Annotated in this window: 15 protein-coding genes; 4 read left to right on the plus strand and 11 right to left on the minus strand. The window is 59.2% G+C overall.

The features are described from left to right. Window positions 1-65 precede the first annotated feature (65 nt). A complete protein-coding gene (locus LHAB_RS11950) occupies window positions 66-761 on the plus strand; it encodes a Bax inhibitor-1 family protein (protein WP_090046630.1) in 696 nt (231 codons plus the stop codon). Between the two features lie 87 nt (window positions 762-848). Here the strand turns inward: LHAB_RS11950 and rlmD are convergent, their stop codons facing one another. The 5 genes from rlmD to surE all read right to left on the minus strand — a co-directional run bounded on the left by rlmD (window position 849) and on the right by surE (window position 5,605). Next, window positions 849-2,285, minus strand: coding sequence for a 23S rRNA (uracil(1939)-C(5))-methyltransferase RlmD (gene rlmD, locus LHAB_RS11955; RefSeq protein WP_090046633.1), 1,437 nt, complete (start codon window positions 2,283-2,285; stop codon window positions 849-851). Between the two features lie 65 nt (window positions 2,286-2,350). Then, window positions 2,351-3,136, minus strand: coding sequence for a 3'-5' exonuclease (locus tag LHAB_RS11960; RefSeq protein WP_090046635.1), 786 nt, complete (start codon window positions 3,134-3,136; stop codon window positions 2,351-2,353). Window positions 3,137-3,147: 11 nt separating this feature from the next. Beyond that, entirely contained in the window at window positions 3,148-3,996 is an 849-nt protein-coding gene (locus LHAB_RS11965; RefSeq protein ID WP_090046637.1) for a peptidoglycan DD-metalloendopeptidase family protein, read from the minus strand. A gap of 14 nt (window positions 3,997-4,010) precedes the next feature. Then, window positions 4,011-4,832 carry a protein-L-isoaspartate(D-aspartate) O-methyltransferase gene (locus LHAB_RS11970; protein ID WP_090046639.1) on the minus strand — a complete coding sequence of 274 codons (822 nt, stop codon included), beginning with the start codon at window positions 4,830-4,832 and terminating at the stop codon, window positions 4,011-4,013. Beyond that, a complete protein-coding gene (gene surE, locus LHAB_RS11975) occupies window positions 4,829-5,605 on the minus strand; it encodes a 5'/3'-nucleotidase SurE (protein WP_090047937.1) in 777 nt (258 codons plus the stop codon). Before surE ends, LHAB_RS11970 begins: the two co-directional genes overlap by 4 nt. A 155-nt stretch (window positions 5,606-5,760) precedes the next feature. Here surE and LHAB_RS11980 point away from each other — a divergent pair, with 155 nt between their 5' ends. Beyond that, window positions 5,761-6,735 carry an NADPH:quinone oxidoreductase family protein gene (locus LHAB_RS11980; RefSeq protein ID WP_090046641.1) on the plus strand — a complete coding sequence of 325 codons (975 nt, stop codon included), beginning with the start codon at window positions 5,761-5,763 and terminating at the stop codon, window positions 6,733-6,735. A gap of 87 nt (window positions 6,736-6,822) precedes the next feature. Here LHAB_RS11980 and clpA read toward each other — a convergent pair whose 3' ends face one another. After that, the gene (gene clpA / locus LHAB_RS11985) at window positions 6,823-9,162 is read right to left on the minus strand and encodes an ATP-dependent Clp protease ATP-binding subunit ClpA (RefSeq protein ID WP_090046643.1); all 2,340 of its coding nucleotides are present in this window, start codon (window positions 9,160-9,162) and stop codon (window positions 6,823-6,825) included. A gap of 57 nt (window positions 9,163-9,219) precedes the next feature. Continuing rightward, window positions 9,220-9,579: an ATP-dependent Clp protease adapter ClpS gene (clpS, locus tag LHAB_RS11990; protein WP_090046645.1), complete on the minus strand. Its 360-nt coding sequence runs from the start codon at window positions 9,577-9,579 to the stop codon at window positions 9,220-9,222. 155 nt (window positions 9,580-9,734) lie between these two features. Between clpS and LHAB_RS11995 the strand changes: the two genes are divergently transcribed. Continuing rightward, window positions 9,735-9,995 carry a cold-shock protein gene (locus tag LHAB_RS11995; protein ID WP_090046647.1) on the plus strand — a complete coding sequence of 87 codons (261 nt, stop codon included), beginning with the start codon at window positions 9,735-9,737 and terminating at the stop codon, window positions 9,993-9,995. A 160-nt stretch (window positions 9,996-10,155) separates the two neighbouring features. Continuing rightward, complete coding sequence (locus LHAB_RS12000) at window positions 10,156-10,578, plus strand: DUF192 domain-containing protein (RefSeq protein ID WP_228763469.1); 423 nt, start codon at window positions 10,156-10,158, stop codon at window positions 10,576-10,578. A gap of 3 nt (window positions 10,579-10,581) precedes the next feature. Here LHAB_RS12000 and LHAB_RS12005 read toward each other — a convergent pair whose 3' ends face one another. The 4 genes from LHAB_RS12005 to pheS are packed head-to-tail and all read right to left on the minus strand — an operon-like array spanning window position 10,582 to window position 14,813. After that, on the minus strand, window positions 10,582-10,929 hold the full coding sequence (locus tag LHAB_RS12005) for a DUF1840 domain-containing protein (protein ID WP_090046651.1): 348 nt from the start codon (window positions 10,927-10,929) through the stop codon (window positions 10,582-10,584). 22 nt (window positions 10,930-10,951) lie between these two features. Beyond that, window positions 10,952-11,302 carry an integration host factor subunit alpha gene (locus LHAB_RS12010; RefSeq protein ID WP_090046653.1) on the minus strand — a complete coding sequence of 117 codons (351 nt, stop codon included), beginning with the start codon at window positions 11,300-11,302 and terminating at the stop codon, window positions 10,952-10,954. 9 nt (window positions 11,303-11,311) lie between these two features. Beyond that, window positions 11,312-13,741: a phenylalanine--tRNA ligase subunit beta gene (gene pheT, locus LHAB_RS12015; RefSeq protein WP_090046655.1), complete on the minus strand. Its 2,430-nt coding sequence runs from the start codon at window positions 13,739-13,741 to the stop codon at window positions 11,312-11,314. A gap of 34 nt (window positions 13,742-13,775) precedes the next feature. Beyond that, a complete protein-coding gene (gene pheS / locus LHAB_RS12020) occupies window positions 13,776-14,813 on the minus strand; it encodes a phenylalanine--tRNA ligase subunit alpha (protein ID WP_090046657.1) in 1,038 nt (345 codons plus the stop codon). Window positions 14,814-14,901: the final 88 nt, after the last annotated feature.

Raw genomic sequence — 14,901 nt, forward strand, 5'->3', positions numbered from 1 at the left:
TGAGGCACCCAGCCTCACCCTACAATGCAAATGCCCTGAAATCAGGGTTTGAACAGGAGACCCACATGAGCGACCTTCGCACACTGAACACCACGGACTGGGGCCATGGCACCGACCTGGCCACACGCAACCGCGTTTTGCGCAACACCTATTGGCTGCTGGCCCTGAGCCTGCTGCCCACCGTTTTGGGCGCCTGGCTGGGCGTGACCACCGGCATTACCCGTTCTTTGTCAGGCGGCGTCGGTTTGATGGTGTTTTTCGCCGGCGCTTTCGGCTTCATGTTTGCCATTGAGAAAACCAAAAATTCTGCTGCCGGTGTGCCTGTGCTGCTGGCCTTCACTTTTTTCATGGGCCTGATGCTCTCTCGCATGATCGCCATGGTGCTGGGTTTCAAAAACGGCGCTGACCTGATCATGACCGCCTTTGCCGGCACTGCTGGCGTGTTCTTTGTCATGGCCAGCCTGGCCAGCACCATCAAGCGTGACCTGTCGGGCATGTCCAAGTGGTTGTTTGTGGGGGCCTTGGCCATCATGATTGGCGGCGTCATCAACGTCTTTGTCGGCTCGACCGTCGGCATGATGGTGATCTCGGTCATGGCCATCGGCATTTTCAGCGCTTACATGCTGTATGACCTCAAGCAGATCATCGACGGCGGTGAAACCAACTACATCAGCGCCACCCTGGCCTTGTACATGGACATCTTCAATGTGTTCCAAAGTTTGCTGGCCTTGCTGGGCATCATGGGTGGTGAACGCGACTGATTCAGTCCTTTGTCCTCTGAAAAAAGGCTCCCTCGGGAGTCTTTTTTTTGTGGGTACAGCTTCGGTTCTGCGGCCTGTTCAGTGGGCTCAGGCCAGCTCAAAGACGGCCATGCTCTCCACATGGGCCGTGTGCGCGAACATGTTGATCACGCCAGCGGCCACGCAGCGGTAGCCCGCGCGGTGCACCAAAATGCCCGCGTCCCGGGCCAAAGTGGCGGGGTTGCAGCTCACATACACAATGCGCTGAGGCGGAGTCCAACCCTGGCGCAGGTCTTGGTTTTCATGCAACTCGGCCAAAGCCTTGCTCAGGGCAAAGGCGCCTTCGCGGGGCGGGTCGACCAGCCATTTGTCGGCCGTGCCGTCGGCCACCAGCATCTCGGGTGTCATCTCGAACAAATTGCGGGCCACAAACTGGGTCGGGGCCAATGCCTGCCCTTCGGACCTTGTGGCCTGGTTGCGGGCAAGGTTGTCGCGTGAACGGGCCACCAAGGTCTCAGCCCCCTCGATGCCCAGCACATCGCCAGCTTGGGTCGCCAGTGGCAAGGTGAAATTGCCCAAGCCGCAAAACCAGTCGATCACCCGCTCGGTCTTTTGCGCTTGCAGCAAGCGCAGCGCTCGGGCCACCAGCACCCGGTTGATGAAAGGGTTGACCTGGGTGAAATCGGTGGGCCTGAAGGGCATGTTGATGCCAAAGTCAGGCAGACCGTAACTGAGCTGCGCCCCACCCTCGTCCAGCAAATGCACCGTGTCCGGACCTTTGGGCTGCAGCCACCATTGCACCAGGTGTTCGGCCGCGAAAGCCCGCAACAAGGCTTTGTCTCCCTCGCTCAAGGGTTCCAGGTGGCGCAGCACCAAAGCCGTGACTTCGTCGCCACAGGCCAGCTCGAGCTGGGGCAAGGTTTCGCGGGCCTCCATCTGACCAATCAGCGCACGCAAAGGCATCAACATGCGGCTGACGTGGGGAGGCAGGACCGGACACACCTTCATGTCCGCGATGTAGCGGCTCTTGCGTTCGTGAAAGCCGATCAGCACTTCGCCTTTTTTGATCACATAGCGCACCGACAGCCGGGCGCGGTAGCGGTAGCCCCATGTCGGTCCTTCGATGGGGCGCAGCATGGTTTCGGCTTTGACTTTGCCCAGGTGCCAAAGGTTGTCTTCGAGCACGCGTTGCTTGACGGCCACTTGGGCCGAAGCCTCCAAGTGCTGCATTTTGCAGCCGCCGCAAGCGCCGGCATGCAAGCCAAAATGAGGGCAGCCTGGCCGCACACGCTGGGACGACTGGTGGTGAATTTGGGTGACGGTGCCCTGCTCCCAGTTGTTCTTTTTGCGGTGCACATTGACCGACACCAGCTCGAAAGGCAATGCGCCTTCGATGAACACGACTTTGCCGTCAGGGCGTCGGGCGATGCCTTGGGCATCCATGTCCAAGGAGCCGACACGCAGCCAGCCCTCGGGCAGGTCGGCGCTGGAGTGGCTGGGTTCGTCGGCGTGGGCTTGGGATAAGGAAATGTCTGGATCGCTCATGCCCCGATTGTCTCAGGATGTGAGCCCTGCCTTGAGGGGGCAGCGCACAGTTTCACAGGGAAACATCAGGTCCAAGCTTGCAGGTATTCCTGCCAGTGAGGCTCTTGCGGGGCCAAATTGCCCAGCTGCTCTTGGACAAAGGCAATTTCCTGCGCATATTCGGCCTCGGTGAAGCCGCCGCGCATTTTCTGAAAGCGGCAGTACAGCAAATAGGTGTTCATCACATCGGTTTCGCAGTAGCGCCGGATGTCTTCGGTCTGCCCAGCCTGAAACTGCGCATAAACCTGCGAGCCGTCCATGCCCAGCTTGCCCGGAAAGCCGCACAGCTTGGCCAGGGCATCCATGGGGGCGTTGTTTTTTGGGGTGTATTTCGCCAGCAGGTCCATCAGGTCCAAGTGGCGCATGTGGTAGCGCGAGATGTAGTTGTTCCACTTGAACTCGCGGTCATCGTCGCCCAGGTCCCAGTATTTGTCGGCCACCACACCGTGCATCAAGCCCCGGTAATGCAACACAGGCAAATCGAAGCCGCTGCCGTTCCAGCTGACCAACTGCGGTGCGTGCTTTTCAATGGCCTGAAAAAAAGTCTGAACGACCTTGGCTTCGCTTTGGCCATCGCGATCCACGAAGGAGTGCACGCGCAAACCCTCGGCATTGCGAAACACGCAGCTGATGCACAGGATGCGCTGCAGGTACAAAGGCATGAAGTCGCTTTTGCCTTCTGCGGCCCGCTCGGCCTGCCACTGCGCATGCACTTGTGCGTCTGTTAACTGGGGGTCCGTTGGGTTGAGCCGACGCCAGCCCGCCATGTCCGGGATGGTTTCGATGTCAAAAACCAGGACGGGCCACGCCATGGACAAGTCGCTCAGCGCGCAGGCAAGAGCTTGGCCGGGTCCACTGGCTTGCCTTGTCGGCGCACTTCAAAGTGCAGTTTCACCCGATCGGTATCGGACTTGCCCATCTCGGCAATTTTCTGACCCTTGCGCACTTTTTGGTCTTCTTTCACAAGCAAGGCCTGGTTGTGTGCGTAGGCTGTCAGAAAAGTGTTGTTGTGCTTGAGGATGATCAGATTGCCGTAACCGCGCAAACCGGAGCCGGCGTACACAACTTGGCCATCGGCGGCGGCCATGACGGGATCACCCGCTTTGCCACCGATGTCCAAACCTTTGTTTTTGGCTTCGTCAAATCCGGCAATCAGCACCCCATTGGCGGGCCAAATGAACCCCAAGCCTTCGTCGTTGAGCGCGTTGTTTGGGGGAGCAGCAGCTGGCTCGGGCTTGGGAGGAGCGGCAGTGGCCGAAGCGTTGCCCGAAGGCGAGATCGGGCGGACCACCACCCCCGAGGTTTCAACCGAGGCACCTGGCGGCGTCACGCGCAAGACTTGCCCGACTTCGATCACATTGGGGTTGGTCAAATTGTTCCAGCGGGCCAAATCTCGCCAGCCTTGGCCGTTGTCCAGACCGATGCGGGTCAGGGTGTCACCTCGCTGGACGGTGTGATAGCCGGGCTTGCCCGCATTTTCGCTGCCGGGCAGGGGCTTGGCCACCTCCGCTGAAGTCGTTGTGACAGGGGCAGACGTTGTTTGGGGCGCACGGACCATCCCCGATCTGTCTTCCACAGGCGCAGGCACCCGAACCGACGACGTGCAGGCGCTGAGCAAAGCCACGGCCAAAGTGGTCACAACCAGGGGACGAAAAGGGAGGAGTGAAGTCATCGGGTTTGAAGTGATCAGGCGATGCCCGATTTTAGAGGGACAAAATGCACCGGCTCGAGCACCTGGCGTTCATAGCCTTGCGCTGTTTTAGAGATCACCACCAGCGCCTGATGGCCTGCCGGTGTGATGGTCGGCGCGATCAAGCGCCCCCCCGGTGCCAACTGATCGAGCCAAGCATCGGGGACCGTTTCGCCGCCTGCGGCCGAAATGATGCCGGCATAAGGTGCACCTTTGGGATAACCCAGCATCCCGTCACCAAAAATCAGATGCACATTGTGCAAGCTGAAAGGTCGCAAGTTCGTTCGGGCTTTTTCGTGCAGGCCGCGCAAGCGCTCAATGCTGTAAACCTCTGAGGCCACATGGCTGAGCACCGCAGCCTGATAACCACAGCCCGTGCCAATTTCCAGAATTCGGCCCAATTTGCCTGTCAAGCCCTGACACAGCAATTCGACCATGCGGGCGACCACATTGGGTTTGGAGATGGTCTGCCCCAGTCCAATGGGCAAACTGGTGTCTTCGTAGGCCTGATTGACCAGCGCGCTTTCCACAAAGCGGTGCCGCTCCACCCGGCCCATGGCCTCCAGGACCCGGGCGTCTTGCACACCTTGTTCGGCCAGTTTGCGCACCATCCGTGCCCGCACGGCACCAGAATCCAAGCCCAGCCCCGAGACTTGTGAAGCCGTGCGTGACCTTGCGCCGCTCGCGCCTTGACTTGCAGCCACAACCGGATTCGACTTTGCGGCTGGACGGGCAGGCACAGCTGCAGGGACTTTGCGAGCAGGCCCCGTAGCCCCTGTTTGCGACAGCTTGACCGGAAAACCTGGACGCTGACTCATGCACGGCCCTGAGGAAACAGGTGGCCCAAGGTCTGGGACCAATGGTCCAGGTGGTCATGTTCGGTCAAGTCCACTTTGAGCGGGGTCACCACCACATGACCCAGGCCAGCCGCATGGAAGTCGGTGCCCTCGCTGTCGTCCATGGCCGGTCCGGCATTGCCAATCCAGTACATGGTCTGGCCACGGGGATCCACTTGGGTGATGACCGGTTCAGCCGCGTGGCGACGCCCCAGGCGGCACAGTTTCGGCGGTTTGATCTGTGCCAAGGGCAGGTTGGGAATGTTCACATTCAGCAGCCAGGGCTGGGCGCCCATCAAATGACCAGATCGCATGTGCTGAACCATTAACTTGACTTGCTCGGCCGCGGCATCCAGGTGCGCCCAGCCTTTGTCGATTTGTGACACCGCCATAGCTGGGATGCCAAAAAGATAGCCTTCCATGGCTGCCCCGACGGTGCCTGAATACAGCGTGTCGTCGCCCATATTGGCCCCATTGTTGATGCCAGAAATCACCAGATCGGGGCGATAACCCAGCAATCCCGTGAGCGCAATGTGCACGCAATCGGCAGGCGTGCCATTGACGTAGCGAAAACCGTTGTCGGCGCGGTGCACATACAGGGGCGTGTGCAAAGTCAGCGCATTGGATTTGGCACTGTTGTTGTGCTCGGGAGCGACCACTTCCACCGCCACATCGGCGATGCTCAGGAGTGCCTTGTGCAGGGCCACGAGGCCCTCGGCGCGAAAGCCATCGTCGTTGGAAATGAGAATTTTCATGCAGCGTCCTGTGAGTGGGTCCATTGTAGGCGGCAGCCTCGGCCGACCCGCCGCTTTGAAGAGGCATGAATTGGTCGCTAGGGGGACATGAATTGCCCACCTGGCCTGCCTAAGATGCAGCCCACTCATCACCTGCACCCAATAAGGAGAACCAGATGCACGCATGGCTTTGCGAGAACCCCACCGGGGTGGACGCACTCACCTGGAAAGAACTGCCCACGCCCACGCCCGGCCCAGGCCAGGTGCTCATTGAGATACAGGCGGCCAGCCTGAACTTCCCCGACCTGCTGATCGTTCAGAACAAATACCAGATGAAGCCCGAACTGCCCTTCGTCCCAGGCTCTGAATATGCAGGGCTGGTTCAAGCCGTGGGCGAAGGCGTCACGCACCTGAAAGTGGGACAAACCGTGGCCTGCCTGTCAGGCACCGGGGGATTTGGCACGCACACCTTGGCACCTGCCAAACTGTGTATGCCTTTGCCAGCCGGTTTTTCGGCCATCGATGGCGCGGCATTCATCATGACTTATGCCACCTCGCACCATGCGTTGGTGGACCGTGCGGCCTTGAAATCCGGAGAGACCGTGCTGGTTTTAGGTGCTGCGGGTGGCGTAGGCACAGCGGCCATTCAAATTGCCAAGGCCATGGGGGCCAAGGTGATCGCGGCCGCGTCCACCGATGAAAAATGCGCCTTGTGCACCGCATTGGGCGCCGATGCCACCCTCAATTACAGCCGCGAGAACCTGCGCGAAGCCCTGAAAACGCTGACCGAAGGCCGAGGCCCGGATGTGGTTTACGACCCCGTGGGGGGCGATTTGGCCGAACCCGCTTTCCGATCCATCGCCTGGCGCGGACGTTATTTGGTGGTCGGTTTTGCAGGCGGGCCCATTCCTGCCCTGCCTTTGAATCTGCCTTTGCTCAAGGGCGCATCCTTGGTGGGCGTGTTTTGGGGCGACTTTGCCAAACGGGAACCCCAAGCCAATGCCGCCATGATGGGCGAATTGGCCCAGTGGTACAGCCAAGGCAAGATCAAACCGGTGATTGACCGAACGCTGCCCATGAACGAGTTGAAGGCGGCTTACACATTGATGGGCTCGCGCAGCGTCAAAGGCAAACTGGTCATGGTGAACTGAGCCTGCCAAAAAGTCGCTGATTTTCACGCATCACAAAAAAAGGAGGCCAGAACAGGCCTCCTTTTTTCATGGGTCAAAGCCAAAGCCTCAGCTGGCTGTAGCTTCTTCGGGCTCGGCAGGCTCCGAACGCGAAGCGCGACTTTCTTTCTTCGGATTGGGTGTGATGTCCAACTGCACTTCGTCCTTGTCGTCGATGTCCACCGTGAGACGACCCCCTTCGGTCAGGCGACCAAACAGCAATTCGTCGGCCAATGCCTTTCGGATGGTGTCCTGGATCAGGCGCTGCATCGGGCGAGCGCCCATGAGCGGATCGAACCCTTTTTTGCCCAAGAATGTGCGCAAGGCGTCGGTGAAGGTGACATCGACCTTTTTCTCGCCCAGCTGGGTTTCCAGTTGCAGCAGGAACTTGTCGACGACCCGCAGGATGATCTGCTCATCCAGCGGCTTGAAGCTGACCATGGCATCGAGGCGGTTGCGGAACTCGGGCGTGAACAAGCGCTTGATGTCGCCCATTTCGTCCCCAGCTTGACGCGGGTTGGTGAAACCAATCGTGGCTTTGTTCATGGTCTCGGCCCCCGCGTTGGTGGTCATGATGATGATCACGTTGCGGAAATCGGCCTTGCGCCCGTTGTTATCGGTGAGCGTGCCGTGGTCCATCACCTGCAACAGCACATTGAAGATGTCAGGGTGGGCTTTTTCGATCTCGTCGAGCAAGAGGACGCAGTGCGGCTTTTTGGTCACGGCTTCGGTCAACAGACCGCCTTGGTCAAAGCCCACATAGCCCGGCGGTGCACCGATCAGACGGCTGACCGCGTGGCGCTCCATGTACTCGGACATGTCAAAACGGATCAAGTCGATGCCCAAAATATAGGCCAACTGTTTGGCTGCCTCGGTCTTGCCCACACCTGTAGGACCGGAGAACAGGAATGAACCAATCGGCTTGTCGGTCTTGCCCAGGCCCGAGCGCGCCATCTTGACGGCCGAGGCCAACACTTCGAGCGCTTTGTCTTGGCCAAACACCACAGATTTCAGGTCACGCTCAATGGTCTGCAGTTTGCTGCGGTCGTCGTTGGAGACGTTGGCAGGCGGGATGCGCGCAATCTTGGCCACGATGTCTTCGATCTCGGTCTTGCCAATCGTTTTCTTGCGTTTGGATGCCACTTGGATGCGCTGGGCCGCACCGGCTTCGTCGATCACGTCAATCGCCTTGTCAGGCAACTGGCGGTCATTGATGAACTTGGCCGACAACTCGGCCGCAGCTTGCAGCGCAGCGATGGTGTACTTGACGCTGTGGTGGTCCTCAAAGCGGCTCTTGAGGCCTTTGAGGATGTCCACAGTCTCTGACACGGTCGGCTCGACCACGTCCACTTTCTGGAAGCGCCGGCTCAAAGCCGCGTCTTTTTCAAAAATGCCCCGGTACTCGGTGAAGGTGGTGGCGCCGATGCACTTGAGCTGACCACTGGACAGCGCAGGCTTGAGCAGGTTGGAGGCATCCAAAGTACCGCCCGAAGCCGCTCCGGCACCGATCAGGGTGTGGATTTCGTCAATGAACAAAATGCCATGGGGTTTGTCTTTGAGCGACTTGAGCACGCCTTTGAGTCGTTGCTCGAAATCACCCCGGTACTTGGTGCCTGCGAGCAGAGCGCCCATGTCCAGCGAGTAGACCGTGGCTTCGGCCAGGATGTCGGGGACAGTGCCTTGTGTGATGCGCCAGGCCAGACCCTCGGCAATCGCCGTCTTGCCCACGCCCGCCTCACCCACCAGCAGCGGATTGTTCTTGCGGCGTCGGCACAGAATCTGGATCGTGCGCTCAACCTCGTACTCGCGGCCGATCAGCGGATCGATCTTGCCTTCTTTGGCCGCCTGGTTCAGGTTGTTGGTGTACTGCTCCAGTGGCGAGGCTTTTTCGTTGCGTTCTCCGCCACTGCCGCCCTCCTCGCCCTCGGAACTCGAAGGGTTTTCGGCTGATTTTGCGGCTTCCGGCGGATCACTTTTGCGGATGCCGTGGGCGATGAAATTCACCACGTCCAGACGGGTGATGCCTTGCTGGTGAAGGTAGTACACGGCATGCGAGTCTTTTTCGCCAAAGATGGCCACGAGCACGTTGGCGCCGGTCACCTCTTTTTTTCCACTGCCGGTGGACTGCACGTGCATGATGGCGCGCTGAATGACTCGCTGAAAACCCAAGGTAGGTTGGGTGTCCACTTCTTCGGTACCAGCCACTTGAGGGGTGTTGTCCTTGATGAAGTTGCTCAGGGCTTTGCGCAGGTCATCGATGTTGGCTGCGCAAGCGCGCAACACTTCGGCAGCGCTGGGATTGTCCAGCAATGCCAAAAGCAAATGCTCAACCGTGATGAACTCGTGGCGCTGCTGGCGGGCCTCAACAAAGGCCATGTGCAAACTGACTTCCAATTCCTGGGCAATCATGTGATTTCCTTTTTGCCTTGCTGAGAGAGATAAAGTAGATGTGGGGGGGAAACCACACTATTCAATGGGTTCGCTGACACATTGCAGTGGGTGGCCGGCCTGCTTGGCAGCATCGAGCACCTGGTCCACCTTGGTGGCGGCGACATCGCGGGAATAAACCCCGCACACACCTTTGCCGTCCAGATGGATCTTGAGCATGATTTGTGTAGCTGCCTCGCGGTCCTTGCTGAAAAACTCCTGGATCACCATGACCACGAATTCCATGGGAGTGTAGTCATCGTTCAGCATGGCCACCTGGTACATCTGGGGCGGTTCGATTTTTTGGGCTAGGCGTTCCAGAACCACCGAATCACCGCCATCGGGCACTCGGGGGGTCACGGTCGGCAGCGTGGGATTTGCAGGTTTTTTCGTTGCCATGAATTCATTCTATAGACGCTTTGGGCCAACTTGAGACGCAGCATCACAAAAGTCTTGGATGGAAATGGTCATCGAGACAGACATCGGGGAAAACCTCACATTGACAAAATTGATAATCGCGAATCACACTGAGCGGAACAATATGGAGACATCCCATGCCCAGTGGTACGGTCAAATGGTTCAACGATGCCAAAGGCTTTGGGTTCATTCAGCCCGATGGCGGTGGTCCTGACGCTTTTGCCCACTTTTCGGCCATTCAGTCCGAGGGTTACAAAAGCCTCAAGGAAGGCGCCCGTGTCAGCTTTGAGCTGAGCGAAGGCAGCAAAGGGCTGATGGCCGGTAACATCCGGACCGAATCGGACGCTCCTGGGGCCGCCCAGCCCGATACAACACCGAGCCCGGTCCCCATCAATTGAGAATTGTGGTCATGCGAGACCGAACAGCCCTTGAAAGCCTTGGACCGGCTTTATCCTATGGCTTTTAGCCTTGGCTCTATGGCCTCAGACCATGAACTTTTACGCATCCTTGCACCGACCGATGACCCGCAAATGGCGACTTTGGAGCGCTTTGGCCCTCATGTGGCTGAGCTTCAATGCCCTTTCCCAAACCGGGCCGCAGCTCAATTTAGCCAGAACCCAGTTGCAAGCGGGCATGCACAGACTGGATGTGCAACTGGCCCAGACCCCCGAGCAAAGACAAATCGGTCTGATGTGGCGCAAGGACATGCCGCAACATGAGGGCATGCTGTTCGTGTTCGAACAAGCGACGACCCAGTGCTTTTGGATGCGCAACACCCTGATTCCTTTGACCGCCGCTTTCGTCGAGGACGATGGCACCATCGTCAACTTGGCAGACATGCAGCCGCAAAAGGACGATTCGCACTGCTCCAGCAAACCCGTGCGCTTTGTGCTGGAGATGAACCAAGGCTGGTTTGCCAAGCGTCAAATCAAGGCCGGCTACAAACTCAGTGGCGCTGTGTTCATCCAACGGCCTGTTTGAAGCTCAAACACCCCAGACCAGGTCAGACGGATCGGCCACGCAGTGCTTGAGCAACTTGAGCATGGGGCTGGCCCGTTGGGCCAGACGTACCGGATCCAAGGCCTCGCCCATGGCATCCTGCGGTGGATCTGATGGCATTGGCACTTTTTGCGCATCTTGGCTGCGCTTCAAACGAGCAGCCTCGTCTTGCGCCACAGCCGACTCCAGCTTGGCAATGGCCGATGGCAGGTCGTTCACCAAAATGATGCCTTTGTCAGAGTCATGACCCAACATGATCTGAAGCAGCCTGCGGGCATCGGCCTCCAGCATGATCAGGTCGCTGGTGACTTGGGATTTGAACTTGAACAACATGGGCACTCCAATCAGGATTGATTCAGCGGCCCACCGTCTCCACACCTTCGTCGTCCACGGCATCACCCTGAATCAAGGCCTTGAGTTTATGGCTGGCATGAAAGGTCGCGACACGACGTGCATCAATAGGGATCAATTCTCCGGTGCGCGGGTTACGCCCGGGACGCGCGGCCTTGGTTCGAATCTGGAAATTGCCGAAACCGGAAATTTTCACATCGTCACCTGCAATCAGGCTGTCCACCACCAGGTCAAAGAACGCATCGACCATGTCCTTGGACTCGCGCTTGTTCAAGCCGATCTGCTCGAACAGCAAATCGGCCAAGTGCGCCTTGGTCAGGGCTGGGGTTTCCAGGGATTCAAAGCTGATTTGCATGGCACGCTCTCAACCGCGCAGCCTGGCAGCCACTTGCGCTGACAGGCTGGCCATGATGGCGCTCATGGCGGATTCGATCTGGGCATCGGTCAAAGTGGCATCGTCGCTGTGCAAACTCAAACGCACCGCCAGGCTTTTTTCACCGACCGCCAAACCGCCAGCGGCTTCGGCTTTTGGTCGATAAACATCGAACAGCACCGCATGGCGCAACAAACCCTGGGTAGGGGCACTGTGGATGGCTTGCATCAACTGGGCGTGCGTGACCTGCTCGCGCACGATGACGGCGATGTCGCGCTCCACCGCTTGCAACTTGGCCACAGGCTGGGCCACAGGCACGCTGCGCTGGGTGACCGCATTCAAGTCCAGCTCGAACACGACTGGCGCGTGCGGCAAGTCCCAGATCTGCCGCCAGCGTGGGTGCAACTCCCCCACATGCCCGATCACCTGACCATGGAGCAACACTTGGGCCGAGCGACCAGGGTGCAAAGCGGGGTGCTCGGCAGCCACGAATTCGGCCTGAGCCGGCGCCAGCAAGCGCTCGACATCGGCTTTGACATCGAAGAAATCCACCATGCGCGACTTGCCGGTCCAATTCAATGGCTCCAAGGGCCCCCAGGCGATGCCGGAGACTTTCATAGGCTGATCGAAACCTTGCACCGTGGCGTCGCTGTCAGCCACACTTGCATCGCGCAGAAACACCCGCCCCAGCTCGAACACACGGACCCGATCGGCCTTGCGATCGGCATTGAATTTGACGACTTGCAGCAGCGAGCCGATCAGGCTCGAGCGCATCACGCTCATCTGGCTGGCGATCGGGTTGAGCAGGCGGATCGGTTGGGCGTTGCCTGCCAGATCACGCTCCCAGCTGTCTTCGACAAAGCTGTAGTTGATGGTTTCTTGGTAACCCAAGGCCGCGATGGCGCGGCGCACGGCAGAGGGGCTGCGCTCGGTTTCACGGCGCACCTTGGCGGTGATCGGGGCCAAAGGTGGGTTGGTGGGTAAATTGTTGTAGCCCACCATGCGGGCCACTTCCTCGATCAGATCTTCCTGGATCTGCAGGTCAAAACGGAAGCTGGGCGGCGTGACCGTGATGGTGCCCTCGCCCTCCGACACTTGCAATCCCAAGCCGCGCAACGCATCAGCGCATTGCTGCTGGCTCAAGGGCATGCCAATCACTTTGACAGCACGCGCCACGCGCAACGTCACCGGCCGGATGGCAGGCACGTTCACGGTCTGGTCGTCGATGGGGCCGACCTTCGTTTCGGGTGTGCCGCAAATGTCGAGCACCAACTGGGTGATGCGCTCGATGTGCTCCACGGTCAATTGCGGGTCAACACCGCGCTCAAAACGGTGTCCGGCATCGGTTGAGAAGTTGTAACGGCGCGAACGGCCAGCGATGGCTGTGGGCCACCAAAACGCCGCTTCGATGTAGATGTTTTGGGTCTCATCCGACACGGCGGTGGCATCGCCCCCCATGATGCCCGCGAGCGACTCGACTTGGCTGTCGTCGGCAATCACGCCCACTTGCCCGTCGACCGTCACGGTGTTGCCGTTGAGCAGCTTGAGCGTTTCACCGGGCTGGCCCCAGCGCACCTGCAGGCCGCCATGGATCTTGTCGAGGTCAAAAATGTGCGAGGGGCGACCGAACTCGAACATCACGTAGTTGGAGATGTCCACCAGCGGACTGACACTGCGCTGGCCGCAACGGGCCAGGCGGTCAACCATCCATTGCGGGGTTTGGGCTTTGGTGTTCACGCCCTTGACCACACGGCCGCTGAAGCGACCACACAGCTCGGGGGCCAATACCTTCACGGCCAACTTGTCGCTGACTTGCGTGGCCACGGCCGGGAAAGACGGGGCCTTCAAAGGCGCGCCCGTCAGGGCCGACACCTCGCGGGCGATGCCATAGACACTCAAGCAATGCGCCAGATTGGGCGTGAGCTTGAGCGTCATCAGGGTATCGTCCAGATTCAGAAACTGGCGAATGTCTTGACCCAGTGGGGCGTCAGCGGGCAACTCCAGCAAACCGCCGTGGTCATCGGCGACCTGCAACTCTTTGGCCGAACACAACATGCCCTGGCTTTCAACGCCGCGCAATTTGCCGACCTTGATGACGAAAGGCTTGCCGTCTTCACCCGGGGGCAATTGAGCCCCCACCATGGCGCACGGCACACGGATGCCAACACGGGCGTTGGGCGCGCCACAAACAATATTGAGCAAACTGCCCTGCCCCACGTCCACCTGGCACACGCGCAGGCGGTCGGCATTGGGGTGTTGCACGGCCTCCTTGATTTCACCGACCACGATGTGGGTGAATGGTGGGGCCACAGGCTCGAGTTCTTCCACTTCGAGGCCGGCCATGGTCAGGGTGTCGGCCAGTTGCTGGGTTGTCAGGGGCGGGTTGCAGAACTCGCGCAACCAGGATTCGGGAAATTGCATGGCTCGTGTCTCGGGTATCGGACTTGGGATGGAATTACTGGAATTGACTCAGAAAGCGCACATCGCCGTCAAAGAACAAGCGCAGGTCGTTCACACCGTAGCGCAGCATGGTGAAACGGTCCATGCCCATGCCAAAGGCAAAGCCGATGAAGTGTTCAGGGTCCAGACCCATGTTGCGCACCACGTTGGGGTGCACTTGGCCGGAGCCGCCCACTTCGAGCCAACGACCGGCCAACGGGCCGCTTTGGAACTGGATGTCGATCTCGGCGCTGGGTTCGGTGAACGGGAAAAAGCTGGGACGGAAACGCAGCACCAAGTCGTCGCTTTCAAAGAAAGTGCGGCAAAAATCAGTGACCACGACCTTGAGGTCCTTGAAACTCACGTTCTCACCAATCCACAAGCCTTCGCACTGGTGGAACATGGGGGAATGGGTGGCATCGGAGTCGACGCGGTAGGTGCGACCAGGCGCAATGACACGGATTTCGGGCATGCCCTGACCCGCTTCGAGTTGGTTTTTGTAGCGTTTGACGTGCTGCACCGCATGGCGGATCTGCATCGGGCTGGTGTGCGTGCGCAGCAAATGACCGCCTTCGACATAAAAGGTGTCGTGCATGGATCGCGCGGGATGGTCTTCGGGCGTGTTGAGCGCGGTGAAGTTGAACCAGTCGGTCTCGATCTCGGGACCCTGGGCCACTTCAAAACCCATGGAGCCAAAAATGTTCTCAACCCGCTCCAGCGTGAGCGAGACGGGGTGCAAACCACCTGTGTTGGTGCTGCGTCCAGGCAGCGTCACGTCCAGCGCTTCGGCTTTGAGTTGCGCTTGCAACTCGGCGTCGGCCAAAGCCCGGCGACGGTCATTCAGGGCAGCCTCGATCGCCTGCTTGGCGGTATTGATGGCTGCGCCTTGGTTTTTCTTGTCTTCCACGCTCAGAGCGGCCATGCCCTTCATCAACTCGGTGATGCGACCGGCTTTGCCCAGAAACTGGGCTTTGGCGTTTTCGAGGTCGGCAGGTGTCAGTGCCTGCACAAAACTCTGGCGGGCGGATTCAACCAGGGTGTCCAACTCGTTCATGGTGTGGGAGATCGTGCGTTGATCTGTGAGTGAGGGAATAAAAAAGGGATTGAAGCTTTTGCGAGCCCCAATCCCTTTGATCGAGTGC

It is taken from the genome of Limnohabitans sp. 2KL-27 (assembly GCF_001269345.1).
Lineage (GTDB): Bacteria > Pseudomonadota > Gammaproteobacteria > Burkholderiales > Burkholderiaceae_C > Limnohabitans_A.

Bases quoted from the DNA above. Each gene is read 5' to 3' on its own strand.
- LHAB_RS11950 (WP_090046630.1), top strand. From the start codon at position 66: ATGAGCGACCTTCGCACACTGAACACCACGGACTGGGGCCATGGCACC.
- rlmD (WP_090046633.1), bottom strand. From the start codon at position 2,285: ATGAGCGATCCAGACATTTCCTTATCCCAAGCCCACGCCGACGAACCC.
- LHAB_RS11960 (WP_090046635.1), bottom strand. From the start codon at position 3,136: ATGGCGTGGCCCGTCCTGGTTTTTGACATCGAAACCATCCCGGACATG.
- LHAB_RS11965 (WP_090046637.1), bottom strand. From the start codon at position 3,996: ATGACTTCACTCCTCCCTTTTCGTCCCCTGGTTGTGACCACTTTGGCC.
- LHAB_RS11970 (WP_090046639.1), bottom strand. From the start codon at position 4,832: ATGAGTCAGCGTCCAGGTTTTCCGGTCAAGCTGTCGCAAACAGGGGCT.
- surE (WP_090047937.1), bottom strand. From the start codon at position 5,605: ATGAAAATTCTCATTTCCAACGACGATGGCTTTCGCGCCGAGGGCCTC.
- LHAB_RS11980 (WP_090046641.1), top strand. From the start codon at position 5,761: ATGCACGCATGGCTTTGCGAGAACCCCACCGGGGTGGACGCACTCACC.
- clpA (WP_090046643.1), bottom strand. From the start codon at position 9,162: ATGATTGCCCAGGAATTGGAAGTCAGTTTGCACATGGCCTTTGTTGAG.
- clpS (WP_090046645.1), bottom strand. From the start codon at position 9,579: ATGGCAACGAAAAAACCTGCAAATCCCACGCTGCCGACCGTGACCCCC.
- LHAB_RS11995 (WP_090046647.1), top strand. From the start codon at position 9,735: ATGCCCAGTGGTACGGTCAAATGGTTCAACGATGCCAAAGGCTTTGGG.
- LHAB_RS12000 (WP_228763469.1), top strand. From the start codon at position 10,156: ATGTGGCTGAGCTTCAATGCCCTTTCCCAAACCGGGCCGCAGCTCAAT.
- LHAB_RS12005 (WP_090046651.1), bottom strand. From the start codon at position 10,929: ATGTTGTTCAAGTTCAAATCCCAAGTCACCAGCGACCTGATCATGCTG.
- LHAB_RS12010 (WP_090046653.1), bottom strand. From the start codon at position 11,302: ATGCAAATCAGCTTTGAATCCCTGGAAACCCCAGCCCTGACCAAGGCG.
- pheT (WP_090046655.1), bottom strand. From the start codon at position 13,741: ATGCAATTTCCCGAATCCTGGTTGCGCGAGTTCTGCAACCCGCCCCTG.
- pheS (WP_090046657.1), bottom strand. From the start codon at position 14,813: ATGAACGAGTTGGACACCCTGGTTGAATCCGCCCGCCAGAGTTTTGTG.